This is a genomic window from Nocardia aobensis NBRC 100429 (genome assembly GCF_000308375.1).
In the GTDB taxonomy this organism is placed as follows: domain Bacteria; phylum Actinomycetota; class Actinomycetes; order Mycobacteriales; family Mycobacteriaceae; genus Nocardia; species Nocardia aobensis.
In genome coordinates this window covers 13225-28393 of record NZ_BAFQ01000023.1, presented here as the reverse complement: position 1 = coordinate 28393, position 15169 = coordinate 13225, and the positions used below count along the sequence as shown (strand labels likewise).

Below are 15169 nucleotides of genomic sequence, written 5' to 3'. Positions count from 1 at the left end.
GCGGTCGGCGTGCGGAAATCGGGGAACTCGCCACGTGAGGCAAACAACTGCTACGACGGGAATTACCCGGGGTACTCGAGTAGTTCTACGCACGATCCCCGCGGCCCCGGACCGCAGACTCGAGGGTATGAGCACTTCTCCCAGCAGAAGAGCAGCCCCGCATTCCAGGCCCAGGCCGCGATCGCCTTCGGTGTCAGTTTCGTCGCCGCCACCGCCGGCATCGTCTATCTGCCGCCGGACATCTGGCAGCGTGGGTTCCTGCTGATGACAACGCTGTTCATGGTCTCGAGCGCCTTCACCCTCGCCAAGGTGATCCGCGACCGGTTCGAATCCGCACGCGTGCATCAGCGCATCGCCGCGTGGAAAAGCTGATGGCCGAGCACGATCCGTTCCGGATGTGAGCGGACCGCGGCGCCGCGGTCCGCATCGGGTCACTTCGCGGTGGCGCCGAACAGCGCGGGCAGCGTGCCCTCGTGGGCGGTGCGCAGTTCGTCCATCGTGATCGAGAACTGGCCCTGCACCTCGACCGAGTCCGAGCCCTGATCCACGACGCCGATGCGCACCCACGGCAGTTCGCGGGCGGTGCACATCTTGGTGAAACGCGTCTCCTCCGACCGCGGCACCGCGACGAGGACGCGTCCGGCCGATTCCGAGAACAGCGTGACGAACGGGTCGTCGCCCTCGGGAAGCAGGATGCGGACGCCGGTTTCACCGGCCAGCGCCCCTTCGACCACCGCCTGGGCCAGTCCCCCCTCGCTGAGATCGTGCGCGGCGCTGATCATTCCGTCGCGAGAACCGGCGGTCAGCACCTCGGCGAGCAACTGTTCGCGGGCGAAGTCCACCCGCGGCGGCACACCGCCCAGGTGCTCGTGCTCGACCTGCGACCAGATCGATCCGTCGAATTCGTCGCGGGTCTCGCCGAGCAGAATCAGCGTCTCACCCGGTTCGGTGCCGAATCCGGTCGGAATGCGCCGGTGCACATCGTCGATGACGCCGAGCACGCCGACCACTGGGGTCGGCAGGATCGCGGTCTGACCGGTCTGGTTGTAGAAGCTGACGTTGCCGCCGGTGACCGGAATGCCCAGGGCCACACAGCCGTCCGCGAGGCCGCGCACGGCCTGCTGGAACTGCCACATCACGCCCGGATCCTCGGGGGAACCGAAGTTGAGGCAGTTGGTGACGGCCTTCGGGGTGGCGCCGGTGCTGGCGACGTTGCGGTAGGCCTCGGCCAGCGCCAGCTGCGCGCCGGTGTACGGGTCGAGTTTGGTGTAGCGACCCGAGGCGTCGGTGGCCAGCGCGATGCCCCGGCCGGACTCCTCGTCGATGCGGATCACACCCGCGTCGGCGTGTTCGGCGAGCACCGTGTTGCCGCGCACGTACCGGTCGTACTGCTCGACGATCCACTTGCGGCTGCACAGCTGCGGGCTGGAGATCAGCTTCAGCAGCGTGGCCCGCAGGTCGTCGCCGGACTTCGGCCGGGCCAGCCCGGCGGTGGTGTCGGCGACCAGTGCGTCCTGCTCCTCGGGGCGCCGCACGGGGCGCTCGTAGACGGGGCCCTCGTGCGCGACGGTGCGCGGCGGCACGTCCACCACGGTTTCGCCGTGCCAGTTCACCACCAGGCGGTCGCCGTCGGTGACCTCGCCGATCACGGTGGCCAGCACATCCCACTTGTGGCACACGGCCATGAACGCCTCGACGTTGTCCGGCGTCACCACCGCGCACATGCGTTCCTGCGATTCGCTGGAAAGCACCTCCGCGGGAGTCATATTCGCCGCGCGCAGCGGCACCTTGTCCAGGTCGATACGCATACCGCCGTCGCCGGCCGCCGCCAACTCCGATGTCGCACAGGACAATCCGGCGCCGCCGAGATCCTGGATACCGACCACCAGTCCGGCGTGGTACAGCTCGAGACAGCACTCGATGAGCACCTTCTCGGCGAACGGGTCACCCACCTGCACACTGGGCAGTTTCTTACGGCCGGAACCGGATTCGTCACCCGAGAAGGTGTCCGAGGCCAGCACCGACACACCGCCGATGCCGTCCAGACCGGTCCGCGCGCCGAACAGCACGATCTTGTTGCCGGTGCCGGAGGCGAAGGCCAGGTGCAGATCCTCCACCCGCATCACACCCGCGCACAGCGCGTTCACCAGCGGATTGCCCTGATAGGAGGCGTCGAACACGGTCTCGCCGCCGATATTGGGCAGGCCGAGGGAGTTGCCGTAGCCGCCGACACCGCGGACCACACCGTCGACCACGCGCCGGGTGTCGGGGTGGTCGGCAGCGCCGAAGCGCAGCTGGTCCATCACAGCGATCGGCCGCGCGCCCATCGCCATGATGTCGCGCACGATGCCGCCGACGCCGGTGGCCGCACCCTGATACGGCTCGACATAGGAGGGATGGTTGTGGCTTTCCACCTTGAAGGTGACCGCCCAGCCGTCACCGATGTCCACCACGCCCGCGTTCTCGCCGATACCGGCCAGCATGGAGGCGCGCATCTCGTCGGTGGTGGTCTGGCCGAAGTAGCGCAGATGCACCTTCGAGGATTTGTAGGAGCAGTGTTCGCTCCACATCACCGAGTACATCGCCAGCTCGGCATCGGTGGGGCGGCGGCCCAGAATGTCGCGGATGCGCGCGTATTCGTCGTTCTTGAGACCCAGCTCCTTGTACGGCTGCGGGGTATCCGGGGTGGCTGCGGCGGCGCTGACGGTGTCGACGTGGACAGTCACGGTGGGCTACCTAGGTCCTTTCGGCCGGGCAAACGTGCAGCTACGAGCTCCGACGCTGGAGTGAGAGACGGAATGCACGCGGATGGGGAGTCGAGGACAGTCTAGTGGGTGCCAAACCCACCTCGACCAGCCAGCACCTGTTCACCGGTACGCTGAGCCGGTGAACGATCGATCCAGGGTCGCGGATCCGGACGAACTGCCCGCGACCACGTCGTCCGCGCGGTCCACCGGGGGGCTGACGACTCGGCAGCGACGGCTGCTCATGATCGCGATCGCCCTGTTCGTCGTCTCGGCGATCGTCTCCTGGGCCACCCACATCTGGACCGGCTACATCGATCTCCAGGTCTACCGCAACGGCGCGCACACGTGGCTCGACGGCGGCGACCTGTACGGGCCGATGCCCAAGGTCGAGGGCATCGGGCTGCCGTTCACCTATCCGCCGCTGGCCGCGCTGTTCTTCGCGCCGCTCGCGCTGATGCCGCTCGCCGTCGCCGAATGGCTGGTGCTGCTCACCTCGATGGCGAGCCTGGCGGTCACGCTGTGGCTGGTGCTGGTCCGGGTGCGGCCGGGGATGGACCGCTCCACCCGGGTGATTCTGCTGATCGGGGCGCTCGCCGTACTCGGCCTGTCCGAACCGGTGCGCCAGACCTACAACTTCGGCCAGATCAATCTGATCCTGATGGCGGCCGTCGCGCTCGACGTGTTGGTGCGCAAACCGTTCTGGCCGCGCGGCATACTGATCGGAATCACGGTGTCGGTGAAGCTGATTCCGGCCGGCTATCTGCTGTACTTCCTGCTGCGCCGGGACTGGCGGGCGTGCCTGACCCTCATCGCCTCGGCGATCGGCGCGATCGCGCTGGCATTCCTGCTGTTCCCGCACGATTCCACCGAATACTGGTTCCACACGCTGATGGATACCGGTCGCATCGGGCCGCCGCAGTACGCCGGCAATCAGTCGCTCAAGGGTTTCGCATTCCGCCTGGGCGTCTCCGACGCGGCCGCGACGGGGATCTGGATCGGGTTGTCGCTCATCGCGATCGGGCTGGCCGCGCTCTGGATGAAGCGGCTGCTCGACGCCGGCCACCAGGTATCCGCGCTGCTGGTCAATTCGGCCGCGGTCCTGCTGGTCTCGCCGGTCTCGTGGTCGCACCACTGGGTGTGGGTCGCCCCGGCGCTCCTGGTCGCGGGCGACCTGATCGCCCGCATGCCGGCCGCGGACGCCCCGGACACACCGGGGCGCGCGGCACGGCGGCGGCGGATGTGGATCGCGGTCACCGCCGCTGTCACCGTGCTGTTCATGGTCGGCCCGCAGTGGGTGCTGCCGCACAACGCCGACCGCGAACTGCGCTGGGCGTGGTGGCAGCAGATCATCGGCAGCAGCTATGTGCTGGTGACCTTCGCCGCCCTGGTGATCGCGGCGATCGCCTACCGGCCCGCGGTGTCCGATTCGGCGTGAGCGACGCGGCCCGCCGGGGTGAGGAAGGCCGCCAGCGCCGCCGAATAGGAGTGCACGTCCGCGGCGCCCATCAGTTCGCGGGCCGAATGCATCGCCAGCTGCGGTGCACCCACGTCGACGGTCGGCATGCCGGTGCGCGCCGCGGTCATCGGGCCGATGGTCGAACCGCACGGCAGATCCGCGCGATGCACGTACCGCTGCAACGGGACGCCGACCTGCGCACAGGCCAGGGCGAAGGCTCCGGCGCCGACCGCGTCGGTGGCGTAGCGCAGATTCTGGTTCACCTTCAGCACCGGGCCACCGCCGACCTCGATGCGATGCGAGGGCTCGTGCCGGTCCGGATAGTTGGGATGGGTGGCATGGGCCATATCGCCGGAGGCGCAGATCGAACCCGCCAGTGCCGCAAGGTAATCCGCGCGACCACCGCCGCGGGCGAGCACGATCCGCTCCAGGATCGTGGGTAGCAGATCCGATTGCGCGCCGCGGTCGGATTGGCTGCCGACCTCTTCGTGATCGAACATCGCCAGCACCGGGGTGACGTCGCCGTCCCGGTCGGCGGCGGCCAGGAACGCGTGCAGTCCGGCATAGCAGGTGGCCTGATTGTCCAGCCGCGGCGCGCTCACCAGATCCTGATCGCGCCCGACCACCCGGCTCGGTTCCAGGTCATGGGTCATCAGTTCCCATCCGAGCACGTCGCCGGCGGGGACGCCGGCCTGCTCGGCGACGTAGGCGATGAACGAACGCGGCCGCTCCCCCAGCCCCCAGATACCGTTGACATGGCGTTGCGGATCCAGCGTCACCCCGCGGCGGTCCTCGGACAGGTGGATGGCCAGTTGCGGCACCCGCACCAGCGGATCGTCGATGCGCACCAGCCGCTGCCCCAGCCCGTCGCCCTCGCGCACGGTGAGCCGGCCGGAGATGCCGAGATCGCGGTCCAGCCAGGAATTGAGCCAGGCGCCGCCGTAGGGTTCCAGGCCGATCATCTGCCAGCCCGCGACGGCCATATCGGGATGCTGTTTGACGCGCAGATTCGGGCTGTCGGTATGCGCGCCGACCACCCGGAACGCCCCGGCCGGATCGGTGTTCTTCGCGGCCCATGCCACCAGCGATCCGCCGCGGATCACGAAGTAGCGGCCCACTGCCCCGTTCGCCTCGGGCCACGGCCGGGGCTCGGGCAGTTCGGTGAATCCGTGGCCCGCCAATTCGGCTGCCACGGTGCGGCATACGTGGAACGGAGACGGCGAGGCATCGACGAAGGCGCACAGCCCGGAGGCCGTCGCGGTGGTGGAGACCGGCATACCGGCGATCCTAACGGCTGCCGGAATTGCCGTATTTTTGCCGAGTCGGCCGTCGCACCCCGAACGGGATCACTCCGACTGCGTCTCGACCATCAACTCGAGTAGCCGGAGCAATTCCGCGTGATTTCGCGCGCCGATTCGTTTCCGCAATTCCTCTTCGGCCAGTGACTCCTGCTCGCGCACCGAATCCACCAGATCCTTGCCGCGGTGGGTCAAACCGATGAGAATGCGGCGGCGATCATCCTCGGCCGCAATTCGAAAGATCAGGCCGCGTTCGGCCAGAGCGTCGGCGTGGCGGGTGGCCGACGAGGGCGGTAGCTGGGCGCGAACCGCCAGCTCGCTCATGGTGATGCCGGAGCGGTCGGACAGATTCGACAGCATGGCCCACTGGTCGGCGGTCAGCTGCCTGGCACACAGTGCCGCGTCGAGGTGCCGGAGCCAACCGCGTTCCGCAGCGCGCAGCGCCCCGTGCAGCGTGGCGACGCCACTTACAATGGTCGACATATTCTCCGCCCCATCATTTCGCTCGGATACGAAGAAGGGTACCGAATGTTCTCCTTCGGCGAGAGCCCGGACGAAGTGGTCGAGGTACTGAATATCGTCCCGCTGCAGGGCCCCGTCGGAATTGTCGCGCCGTCCTGTGAAGCCGCGATTTCCTTGGCCGCAAAAGAAATCAACAGTGGCACAGGAATTCTGGGCCGCCAGGTGCGGGTGACGACCATCGACGGCGGCCGCAGTCCGGCCGAGGTCGCCGACGAGATCTCGGCGCTGCTGGCCACCGGAATGGTCGATGCGATCACCGGTTGGCACATCTCGGCGGTACGCCAGGCGGTTGCCCGGGTCACCGGCGGGCGGGTCCCCTATCTGTTCGCCAACGTCTACGAGGAGTTGCCGAACGAACCGGCCGAGGTGGTGATGATCGGCGAGGCGCCCAGCGGCCACATCCTGCCGGCCATGCGGTGGCTGTCGCGGGAATTCGGCACCCGGCGCTGGGCGATCATCGGCAACGACTACATCTGGCCGGTGGCCACCGGTCGCGACGTCCGTGCCGCGTACCGCGAGGCCGTCCACTACGAGCGCTACGTGCCGCTGGGCACCCGGGACTTCGGATCGATCCTCACCGATCCGCTGCTGGACCGGGTCGACGGCATCGTGATGCTGCTGGTCGGGATGGACGCGGTCCGGTTCAATCAGCAGTTCACCGCGATGGGCCGCGCCGCGACGCAACTGCGGGTCAGCCCGGTCGTCGACGAACAACTCCTGCTCGCCGCCGGTCCCGGCGCCAACACCGATCTCTATGTCGCGTCCAGTCTGTTCCCGAACGTGAACGCCGATCCCGACCGGCTCGCGCGCTACCACCACATGCACGGCCGCTTCGCGCCGAAACTCACCTACTTCGGCAACACCGCCTACGAGGCGCTGCACACGCTGCGAGCGATGGCCCATGCGGTCGGCTCCCTCGAGGTGCCGCGGATGCGGGCCGCGCTCGAGGACGGGGTGGTGCTGGAGACGCCGTCGGGTGCCCGGATGTACCGCGACAATCACGTGGTCCGCCCGCCCAGCCTGATCGCCCGCGCGGAGGGCGTGGACCTGCGGATTCTGGACACTCTCTACTGACGCCGGGCACCGGCGCCCGGCTCACTCGAGCCCGAGCGCCTTGTGGGTGATCTCGACCGAATCATTCGGTGGCGCAACGGTTTCCGGGCCCGGCGCGGCGAGCAACGGCCGGTCCGGACCGAGTCCCTTGTCGACGGCGGCGGCCCGGACCGCGTTGACGACGAACAGCAGCGCCGCCCGGCGTGCCGTATTGGTGCGGTAGGCCAGCGAGACGGTCCTGGTGAGCCCCTCGCCGAGTCCGACGATATCCACGCCCGCCGGGCGCAACGCCAGCCCCAGATCCGAGACCAGCGTGACGCCCAATCCGGCCGCGACCAACGCCATCGCGGTCGACTGCTCCTCCACCTCGTGGTCGATGCGCGGTTCCACCCCGCCGGATTGGAAGGCCAGCCGTACCGCATGACCGAAATGGGAGCGAGCGGGCGCGAGGATCCACGGATGTTCGGCCAGATCCGCCAACGTCGCCGTCCGCGCCGGCACCGCTCCGGCCGGAACCGCCGCGTAGAGCCGCTCGACCGCGATGACGGCACGTTCCAGACCGCGGTCCCAGGTCATCGGATAATTCGAATAGTCGAGCACGAACGACAGGTCCAGAGTGCCGTCGCGCACCGCGGCGGCCGTCGCCTCCGGCGCGAGTTCCCTGGTCCGCACCAGAATGCCCGGGTGGGCGCGGGCGAGCGCGGTGAGCGCGTCGGGCAGCAGCCCCGAGGCGACCGAGGCCCACACTCCGGCGGTGAGGGTCGCCGACACCGACTCCCCGGACTCCTCGAGCGCCTGTGTCGCCCGCTCCACCGAGGCGAGGATCTCCTCGGCGTGCTCGGCGAGCAGCACCCCACGATCGGTGAGCTGCAGCCGGCGTCCGCGCCGCTCGAACAGGCGCAGCCCCACGTCCCGCTCCAACTGCGCGAGTTGCTGCGACACCGCCGACGCCGTGTAGTGCAGCGCACTCGCGGCCGCGGTGATCGTGCCGCGCCGATGGAGCTCGCGCAGCATGCGCAGTCGGGGCAGCGACAGATCCATGGCATCGAGCGTAAGCGGTTCCCGGGCTCGGCCACCGCTGTGTAGGAGCACTGAACGATGCCGTGAACGAACCGTAAATAGACGTGTGACCGGGCAGGACGCAGTCTGGGGGCAGCGAATCACCAGCCGGGACGACGAGGTCCGGACGCCGACAGCGCGACTCGACGTGTCCCGCGGGTGGTGGTCGGACATCCGAACGCGCAGGAGGTAGTTCGCCGTGACGACGATCCACAACCCGGCAGAGGACACCGCACCGGCCGCCCCGGCGGTGCCCGCGACCGCCCCGGTCATCCCCGCGATCCGCCGCCCCGAGCCGTACATGCGACTGCAGTGGACCGATGCGGCCACCGGTGCCGTCGGCTACCTCGTCGTCCACACCCTGCGCGGCGGACTGGCCACGGGCGGCACCCGCATGCGCGCCGGCTGCACGTTGAGCGAGGTGGAGGATCTGGCGCGCGGGATGGCCGCCAAGACCGCGACCTTCGACCTGCCGATCGGCGGCGCGAAGGGCGGTATCGACTTCGACCCGAAAGATCCGCGCGCCGTCGGCGTGCTGGAGCGATTCTGCGAGGCCATGCGCCCGTGGATCGACGCGCACTGGGTGACCGCGGAGGACCTGGGCGTCCCGCAGCATCTGATCGACGAGATCTTCGAGAAACTGGGCCTGGGCCAGAGCTATCACGCCGCGATCCGCCGCGCCGCCGATCCGGCCGCCACCCTGGAACGGGTCCGCGACGGCCTGAACGCGGCGGTCGAGGGCGGTTTCCTGCTGGGCGATGTGATCGGCGGCTACGGTGTCGCGCACGCCTGCCTCGCCACGGCCGTCTCCTGGGGCCGGATGCCGGCCGAGACGACGGTCGCGATTCAGGGCGTCGGCACGATGGGCGGCGCCGCGGCCTACTACCTGCACGAGGCGGGTATGCGCGTCACCACCGTGGCCGATGCGGCCGGGGCCCTGCACCGGGCGGGCGGACTGGATATCCCGGCACTCCTGGAGCTGCGCGACGACTACGGCGAGATCGATCGCTCCCGGCTGCCGGCCGATGTCGAGCAGCTGCCACGCACCGCGGTGCTGTCCGCCGAGGTCGACATTCTGGTCCCCGCGGCCATCTCGTATGCGATCACGCCGGACAACTCGTTCGACGTGCGCGCCCGCGTCGTCGTCGAGGCGGCCAACGCCGCCACCACCCCGGAGGCGGAGGCCATGCTCGCCGCCCGCGGCGTTCCGGTACTGCCGGACTTCGTCGCCAATGCCGGTGCGGTGGCCTGGGCGTGGTGGCTGCTGCTCGGTGAGGTCGACGACGTGCCGGACACGTCCTTCGATCGCCTGCGCACCACCATGCACACCAAGGTCGCGCGGTTGCTGTCCGCCTGGACCGACGACGGCATCACACCGCGCGAGACCGGCCGACGCTGGGCGGAAGACCCGGCACCGGCCACCGGCGCGGTCGTGATTCCCTGAGCGCCGGCCCGATCAGGCCGTGGTGACGAGGCTGTCGAGGACCGACAGGAAGATTCCCAGTCCGTCGTCACTCGGCCCGGTCAGCGGCTCGGTGGCGTGTTCCGGGTGCGGCATGAGACCGACGACGCGACCGTTCGGCGAGGCGATACCGGCGATATCGCGCTGCGAACCGTTGGGGTTGCCGCCCACATAGCGGAAGACCACCCGGCCCTCGCCCTCGAGTTCGTCGAGCACGGCCTGTGAGGCCTGGTAGCGGCCCTCGGCGTTCTTCACCGGGACCAGAATCTGCGCACCCGCGTCGTAGCGCGAGGACCACGCGGTCGCGGTGGACTCCACCCGCAGCCACTGATCCCGGCAGACGAAGTGCAGACCCTCGTTGCGGGTCAGCGCGCCCGGCAGCAGTCCGGCCTCGCACAGCACCTGGAAACCGTTGCAGATTCCCAGCACCGGCATACCTTTGCCGGCGGCCTCGACGACCTTGCCCATCACGGGCGCGAACCGGGCGATGGCACCGGCGCGCAGATAGTCGCCGTAGGAGAATCCGCCCGGCACCACCACCGCGTCGACACCCTTGAGGTCGGCGTCGGCATGCCACAGGCTCACCGCTTCGGCGCCGGCCAGCCGGACCGCGCGCGCCGCGTCGACGTCGTCGAGCGTGCCGGGGAAGGTGATGACACCGATTCGCGCAGAGCTGGTCACGGCAGCCGCACCACTTTCCAGTCCTCGATCACCGTGTTGGCGAGCAGGGCCTCGGCGATCTTCTCGAGCTCGGCATCGCTGACGCTGTCGTCGATGTCGAGCTCGAACCGCTTGCCCTGCCGCACATCCGACACACCCGGGAAACCCAGGCGTCCGAGCGCGCCGGCAATGGCCTGACCCTGGGGATCCAGGATCTCGGCCTTCGGCATCACCTCGACCACAACTCGTGCCACGCGTTGCTCCTCAAGCTGGTGGGGGGATTACCACAACAGCTTAATCGGGGCTACTCCCGGGCGCCGCGCCGGGCCGCGGCCCCTGCGAGGGACGTCACAGCGCCTGTCGGCCGGCCTCCGTGCGGCCCTCCGTGGTTACGCATGCTGCCCGCCTCGGCCCACGCTGCGGCCGGGGGATATAGCGTGAATCCATGCGCATCGCCCACTTCGGTCATTCCTGCGTCCTCGTCGAATTGAACGGCACGAAGATCCTGTTCGATCCGGGCACTTTCTCGCACGGCTTCGAAGGCATCACGGGTCTCGACGCGATCGCTATCACCCATCAGCATCCCGACCACATCGATCCCAACCGGATCGAGGCCCTGGTCGACGCGAATCCGAGCGCCCGCCTGCTCAGCGATCCGCAAACCGCACAGCAGCGCGGTGAACCGTGGCAGGCCGTACACGCGGGCAATATCGTCACCATCGGCGATCTGCAGATCACCGGGGGCGGCGGCAAGCACGCGGTGATCCATCCGGAGCTGCCGGTCGTCGACAACACCGTCTTCCAGCTCGGCACCGCCGACGATCCGGCACAGTTCGTCCACCCGGGCGATTCGCTGTGGGTGCCGCCGGTATCGGTCGGAGTGTTGGCGGTGCCGGCGGTCGCGCCGTGGATGAAGATCAGCGAGGCGGTGGACTATCTGCGCGCCGTGGCGCCGCGCACCGCCGTCCCCATCCACTACGGCATCATCGCGCCGGAGGCACAGGGCATCTACTTCGGCCGCCTGTCCGAAATGCGCCCGGCCGACACCGAATTCGCGCTCATCGAGCCGGAGGACAACAAGACCTTCTAGCGGGCGCCTCCGGTCCTCGAACCCCTCACCGCGTATACGAGGACAGGAACAATGCCTCCGCCAGCGCCACGTGCTCGATCTCGCTGGGATCGACGCTCTCGTTCGGGGCGTGGATGAGGCATTTCGGCTCCTCGACGCCGAGCAGCATGATCTCGGCGTCGGGATAGGTCTCGGCGAAGACGTTGCACAGCGGAATCGAACCGCCCTGCCCCTGCGTGGTGGCGGTGCGGCCGTAGGCGGCGGCGAAGGCGTCCTCCATCGCCAGCCGCGCCGGGCCGCCGGTCCCGGACCGGAACGGCGCACCGGTGCCCTCGGTCTCGACCCGCACCCGCGCACCCCATGGCGTATGCGATTCCAGATGCGCGGTAAGGGCTTTCAATGCCGGAGCCGGATCGACGCCGGGCGGGATCCGCAGATTCAATCGGGCCCGCGCGCTCGGCTGGACGGCCGCCGCCGATCCCACCACCGGCGGCACATCGATGCCCAGTACGGTCAGGGCCGGGCGCGCCCAGAGCATGTCCGAGATACTGCCGCTGCCCAGCACCTGCACCCCGTCGAGGATGCCGGCGTCGACCCGGAACTGCTCGACCGGATACTGCGCGCCGTCCCAGACCTGATCGGCCGCCAACCCGTCCACCGTGGTGTTCCCGTGTTCGTCCCGCAGCGTCGCGAGTAGGTGGATCAGGGCGGCGACGGCATCCGGAGCGGCCCCGCCGAACATGCCGGAATGTAGAGGGCCGGAGAGGGTTTCGACGGTGACGAGCACGTTCACGTTTCCGCGCAGGGTCTGGGTGAAGGTCGGGACGCCCGCCGCGAAATTACCGCAGTCACCGATCAGCAGTGCGTCGGCGCGCAGCAGGTCCGCGTGCCGCGGAACGAATTCCTCCAGACCGCCGGTGCCCTGCTCCTCGGAGCCCTCGCAGACCAGCGTGATGCCGACCGGATAACCCTTGTCCCCCAGCGTGTTCCGCAACGCCCGCAGGGCGGTCAGGTGGACGACGATATTGCCCTTGCAGTCGGCCGCGCCGCGCCCGTACCAGCGGCCGTCGCGCTCGGTGAGCTCCCACACCGGCGTCTCCCAGGCGGCCTCGTCCACCGGCGGCTGCACGTCGTAGTGGCTGTACAGCAGCACCGTGGGAGCGCCGGGCGGAGCCGGATACCGGGCCACGACGGCCTCGCTACCGTCGGGCGTCTCGTGCAGGCCGACGTCGGTGAAACCGAGGTCGGCGAAGGCGTCGGCGACCCATCGCGCCGCCCGATGACATTCCTCCGGCGGAAACTGCCGGGCATCGGCCACGGACCGATACGAAACCAACTGGGCCAGATCGGCTTTCGCCTGCGGCATCAAGGCGCGCACCTGTTCGCGCAGGGCCGCCGTCCGAGATTCGTCGGTCATATACCCAACCTATCCCCCTTCCGGGATCGACGGCATCGGCGCCGGGCGCGGCACGGGCCGGAATTCGCCCGATTTGTCCCTCGCGTACGCGACCGTCCCGCTACCGCGGCGGGGCATGATGAGAGAGAGCTCGACCGCGATCCGACCACCGGAGAGGACGAGATGTCTGCATCATCGGAATCCGACGACCTGTTCGCGATGCCCGATCTGGATCGCGGCGCACCCAAACACCACTTTCCGCACCGCGAGATGCCGGGCCCGGAGGCCTATCAGATCGTGCACGACGAGCTGATGCTCGACGGCGTGTCGCGGATGAATCTGGCCACCTTCTGCACCACCTGGATCGACGACAATGCCCGGCGGCTGATGGCGCAGAGCCTGGCGAAGAACATCGTCGACAAGGACGAATATCCGCAGACCGCCGAACTCGAGCGCCGGTGCGTGCGCATGGTGGCCGACCTGTGGCACTGCCCCGATCCCGGTTCGACGCGCGGCACCTCCACCACCGGGTCCAGTGAGGCGGCGATGCTCGGCGGGCTCGCCGCGAAGACGCGCTGGCGTAAGAACGGCGGCCAGGGCATCCCCAATTTCGTCTGCGGCCCGGTGCAGGTGTGCTGGGAGAAGTTCGCGCGATATTTCGACGTCGAGATCCGGCAGGTGCCGCTGCGCGGGAACTGGTACACGCTGGAGCCGGATGACATTGCCGCACACTGTGATTCGAATACGATCATGGTCGTCGCGACGATGGGACAGACCTTCACCGGACTGTTCGAGGACGTCGCCGCGATGAGCGCGGCCCTCGACGATCTGGAGGACCGCACCGGCCTGGACATCCCGCTGCACGTCGATGCCGCCAGCGGTGGATTCCTCGCCCCGTTCACCGCGCCGGATCTGGTGTGGGACTTCCGGCTGGCGCGGGTGAAGTCGATCAACGCCTCCGGGCACAAGACCGGCCTGGCCCCGCTGGGCGCAGGCTGGGCGCTCTGGCGCACGGCCGCCGACCTCCCGGACGAACTCGTGTTCAACGTCGACTACCTCGGCGGCAGTATGGCCACCTTCAATCTGAACTTCTCCCGTCCCGGCGGCCAGGCGATCACCCAGTACTACGACTTCATCCGGCTCGGCCGCACGGGTTACACCCGGCTGCAGTCGGCGATCTACCGCGTCGCCGAACATCTGGCCCACGGACTCACCGAGACGGGGATGTTCGAGACGATCCACGACGGCACCCCCACCCGGGGCATCAGCGCGGTGTCGTGGCGGCTGCGCGAGGATCCCGGCTTCAATCTGTACGACCTGTCGGAACGGCTGCGCTCGCGCGGCTGGCTGATCGCCGCCTATCCGCTCCCCGCCGACCGGCAGGACGAGACGATCATGCGCGCGGTCGTCCGGCACGGCTTCACCCACGATATGGCCGATCTGCTGCTGGCCGATATCGACCGCTGCGTCGACCAGCTGAAGAAGCATCCGCTGTCCACCTCACTCACCCGTAGGGAGGCGGGCGGCTTCACCCACGACGCCACCGCCGTCGTGTCGGACGAGGCGATCGTCACCGAAGTGCAGGACATGCGGCGCGCGGCCGGCGAGGACCAGGCCGACGTCCGCTGAGATGGAGCCTGCTCACGCCGCGTGCGGCATGGCGTACGGTTCCCACCGGTAGACATCCGGAACCGCTTCGTGGAACAACGCCAGATCGACCGCGTCCAGCATGGCCTGGTGCGGTCCGGGCCGGGACAGTTGCGCGGCGGAGACGGCCAGCCGCAGCGTTCCGCCGCGCCGCGCGATGCGGGCCGCGCTCATGATCAGTGCGTGGCACCACCACGGTTCGGCCCGGAAACCCTCACCGACGCCGTGCACCCAGCAGCGTTGCGTCGTGTCCCGTTCCAGATCGTGGATGGCGGTCAACCCCAGCGCCAGCCGGAAGCCGACCTCGGGCAGGGCTGCGACGGCGCCCTCGGAGGCCGTCCAGCGCGGTGCCGCGAACAGCCGGGTGCGCAGGCCGATCTGCTCCATCACCCGATCGGCGGCGGTCAGGCGCAGGCGCGCCTCGTGGGTGGGCAGCGCGGCGAATTCGGCGCGGCGACGTTTGGTCGCGGCCTGGTCGTAGCCGTGCAGCACGATCGCGTCGCCCGCGGCACGCCGATCCCGCAGCCACTGCTGGGTGCGCGGATCCTCGGTGAGCCGGTATTTCCCCTTCAACCGCGGCGCCACCAGCAGCGACAGCCGTACCCCGCGGCCGTCCATCTCGGCCGCGAAGGCACGAGCCTGGTCCAGTGTGGTGTCGCGAATACCCGACACCGAGACGATCAGCTGCCCGAACCCCCGGTCGTTGCCGCTCATGCCTCCACTGTGCGCGCGGCAGGTGTCGGCCCCGTGCAGCCGAAGTGACGCCCCGACGAATTCCCGGCGCGGGCACCCGGCCGCAC

14 protein-coding genes are annotated in these 15169 nt (G+C 69.1%); 6 read left to right on the top strand and 8 right to left on the bottom strand.

The window, feature by feature from the left end; all coding sequences use genetic code 11:
• Window positions 1-9 precede the first annotated feature (9 nt).
• Window positions 10-372 (top strand): YiaA/YiaB family inner membrane protein, encoded by a 363-nt coding sequence (locus RJ03_RS39230; RefSeq protein WP_506329745.1) that lies wholly within the window; start codon window positions 10-12, stop codon window positions 370-372.
• A 59-nt stretch (window positions 373-431) separates the two neighbouring features.
• Here the strand turns inward: RJ03_RS39230 and purL are convergent, their stop codons facing one another.
• Window positions 432-2726 (bottom strand): phosphoribosylformylglycinamidine synthase subunit PurL, encoded by a 2295-nt coding sequence (gene purL / locus RJ03_RS02970; protein ID WP_036497766.1) that lies wholly within the window; start codon window positions 2724-2726, stop codon window positions 432-434.
• 160 nt (window positions 2727-2886) lie between these two features.
• Between purL and RJ03_RS02965 the strand changes: the two genes are divergently transcribed.
• A complete protein-coding gene (locus tag RJ03_RS02965) occupies window positions 2887-4182 on the top strand; it encodes a glycosyltransferase 87 family protein (RefSeq protein WP_245552166.1) in 1296 nt (431 codons plus the stop codon).
• On the opposite strand, the gene RJ03_RS02960 is transcribed toward RJ03_RS02965, so the two are convergent.
• A complete protein-coding gene (locus RJ03_RS02960; RefSeq protein ID WP_051024190.1) occupies window positions 4152-5480 on the bottom strand; it encodes a M18 family aminopeptidase in 1329 nt (442 codons plus the stop codon). The genes RJ03_RS02965 and RJ03_RS02960 overlap by 31 nt on opposite strands.
• Before the next feature lie 69 nt (window positions 5481-5549).
• Window positions 5550-5984, bottom strand: a complete 435-nt coding sequence (locus RJ03_RS02955) for a MarR family winged helix-turn-helix transcriptional regulator (RefSeq protein WP_036497765.1) — start codon at window positions 5982-5984, stop codon at window positions 5550-5552.
• A 45-nt stretch (window positions 5985-6029) separates the two neighbouring features.
• On the opposite strand from RJ03_RS02955, the gene RJ03_RS02950 reads away from it, so the two are divergent.
• Complete coding sequence (locus RJ03_RS02950) at window positions 6030-7097, top strand: substrate-binding domain-containing protein (protein WP_036497763.1); 1068 nt, start codon at window positions 6030-6032, stop codon at window positions 7095-7097.
• Between the two features lie 21 nt (window positions 7098-7118).
• On the opposite strand, the gene RJ03_RS02945 is transcribed toward RJ03_RS02950, so the two are convergent.
• Window positions 7119-8117 carry a LysR family transcriptional regulator gene (locus tag RJ03_RS02945; protein ID WP_051024189.1) on the bottom strand — a complete coding sequence of 333 codons (999 nt, stop codon included), beginning with the start codon at window positions 8115-8117 and terminating at the stop codon, window positions 7119-7121.
• A gap of 319 nt (window positions 8118-8436) precedes the next feature.
• On the opposite strand from RJ03_RS02945, the gene RJ03_RS02940 reads away from it, so the two are divergent.
• Window positions 8437-9579, top strand: coding sequence for a Glu/Leu/Phe/Val dehydrogenase dimerization domain-containing protein (locus RJ03_RS02940; RefSeq protein ID WP_036497819.1), 1143 nt, complete (start codon window positions 8437-8439; stop codon window positions 9577-9579).
• Window positions 9580-9591: 12 nt separating this feature from the next.
• Here RJ03_RS02940 and purQ read toward each other — a convergent pair whose 3' ends face one another.
• Together purQ and purS are read right to left on the bottom strand one after the other, a co-directional pair.
• The gene (purQ, locus tag RJ03_RS02935) at window positions 9592-10278 is read right to left on the bottom strand and encodes a phosphoribosylformylglycinamidine synthase subunit PurQ (RefSeq protein WP_036497761.1); all 687 of its coding nucleotides are present in this window, start codon (window positions 10276-10278) and stop codon (window positions 9592-9594) included.
• Entirely contained in the window at window positions 10275-10511 is a 237-nt protein-coding gene (gene purS / locus RJ03_RS02930) for a phosphoribosylformylglycinamidine synthase subunit PurS (RefSeq protein ID WP_030517414.1), read from the bottom strand. The genes purQ and purS overlap by 4 nt, the downstream gene beginning before the upstream one ends.
• Window positions 10512-10702: 191 nt before the next feature.
• On the opposite strand from purS, the gene RJ03_RS02925 reads away from it, so the two are divergent.
• A complete protein-coding gene (locus tag RJ03_RS02925; RefSeq protein ID WP_036497758.1) occupies window positions 10703-11347 on the top strand; it encodes an MBL fold metallo-hydrolase in 645 nt (214 codons plus the stop codon).
• A gap of 25 nt (window positions 11348-11372) precedes the next feature.
• On the opposite strand, the gene RJ03_RS02920 is transcribed toward RJ03_RS02925, so the two are convergent.
• A complete protein-coding gene (locus tag RJ03_RS02920; protein ID WP_036497755.1) occupies window positions 11373-12743 on the bottom strand; it encodes a dipeptidase in 1371 nt (456 codons plus the stop codon).
• 162 nt (window positions 12744-12905) lie between these two features.
• Between RJ03_RS02920 and gad the strand changes: the two genes are divergently transcribed.
• Window positions 12906-14351, top strand: a complete 1446-nt coding sequence (gad, locus tag RJ03_RS02915) for a glutamate decarboxylase (protein WP_051024187.1) — start codon at window positions 12906-12908, stop codon at window positions 14349-14351.
• 12 nt (window positions 14352-14363) lie between these two features.
• Here gad and RJ03_RS02910 read toward each other — a convergent pair whose 3' ends face one another.
• Window positions 14364-15083 carry a DUF2334 domain-containing protein gene (locus RJ03_RS02910; protein ID WP_036497753.1) on the bottom strand — a complete coding sequence of 240 codons (720 nt, stop codon included), beginning with the start codon at window positions 15081-15083 and terminating at the stop codon, window positions 14364-14366.
• Window positions 15084-15169 lie beyond the last annotated feature (86 nt).

Bases quoted from the DNA above. Each gene is read 5' to 3' on its own strand.
- RJ03_RS02960 (WP_051024190.1), bottom strand. From the start codon at position 5,480: ATGCCGGTCTCCACCACCGCGACGGCCTCCGGGCTGTGCGCCTTCGTC.
- RJ03_RS02955 (WP_036497765.1), bottom strand. From the start codon at position 5,984: ATGTCGACCATTGTAAGTGGCGTCGCCACGCTGCACGGGGCGCTGCGC.
- RJ03_RS02950 (WP_036497763.1), top strand. From the start codon at position 6,030: ATGTTCTCCTTCGGCGAGAGCCCGGACGAAGTGGTCGAGGTACTGAAT.
- RJ03_RS02945 (WP_051024189.1), bottom strand. From the start codon at position 8,117: ATGGATCTGTCGCTGCCCCGACTGCGCATGCTGCGCGAGCTCCATCGG.
- RJ03_RS02940 (WP_036497819.1), top strand. From the start codon at position 8,437: ATGCGACTGCAGTGGACCGATGCGGCCACCGGTGCCGTCGGCTACCTC.
- RJ03_RS02925 (WP_036497758.1), top strand. From the start codon at position 10,703: ATGCGCATCGCCCACTTCGGTCATTCCTGCGTCCTCGTCGAATTGAAC.
- RJ03_RS02920 (WP_036497755.1), bottom strand. From the start codon at position 12,743: ATGACCGACGAATCTCGGACGGCGGCCCTGCGCGAACAGGTGCGCGCC.
- gad (WP_051024187.1), top strand. From the start codon at position 12,906: ATGTCTGCATCATCGGAATCCGACGACCTGTTCGCGATGCCCGATCTG.
- RJ03_RS02910 (WP_036497753.1), bottom strand. From the start codon at position 15,083: ATGAGCGGCAACGACCGGGGGTTCGGGCAGCTGATCGTCTCGGTGTCG.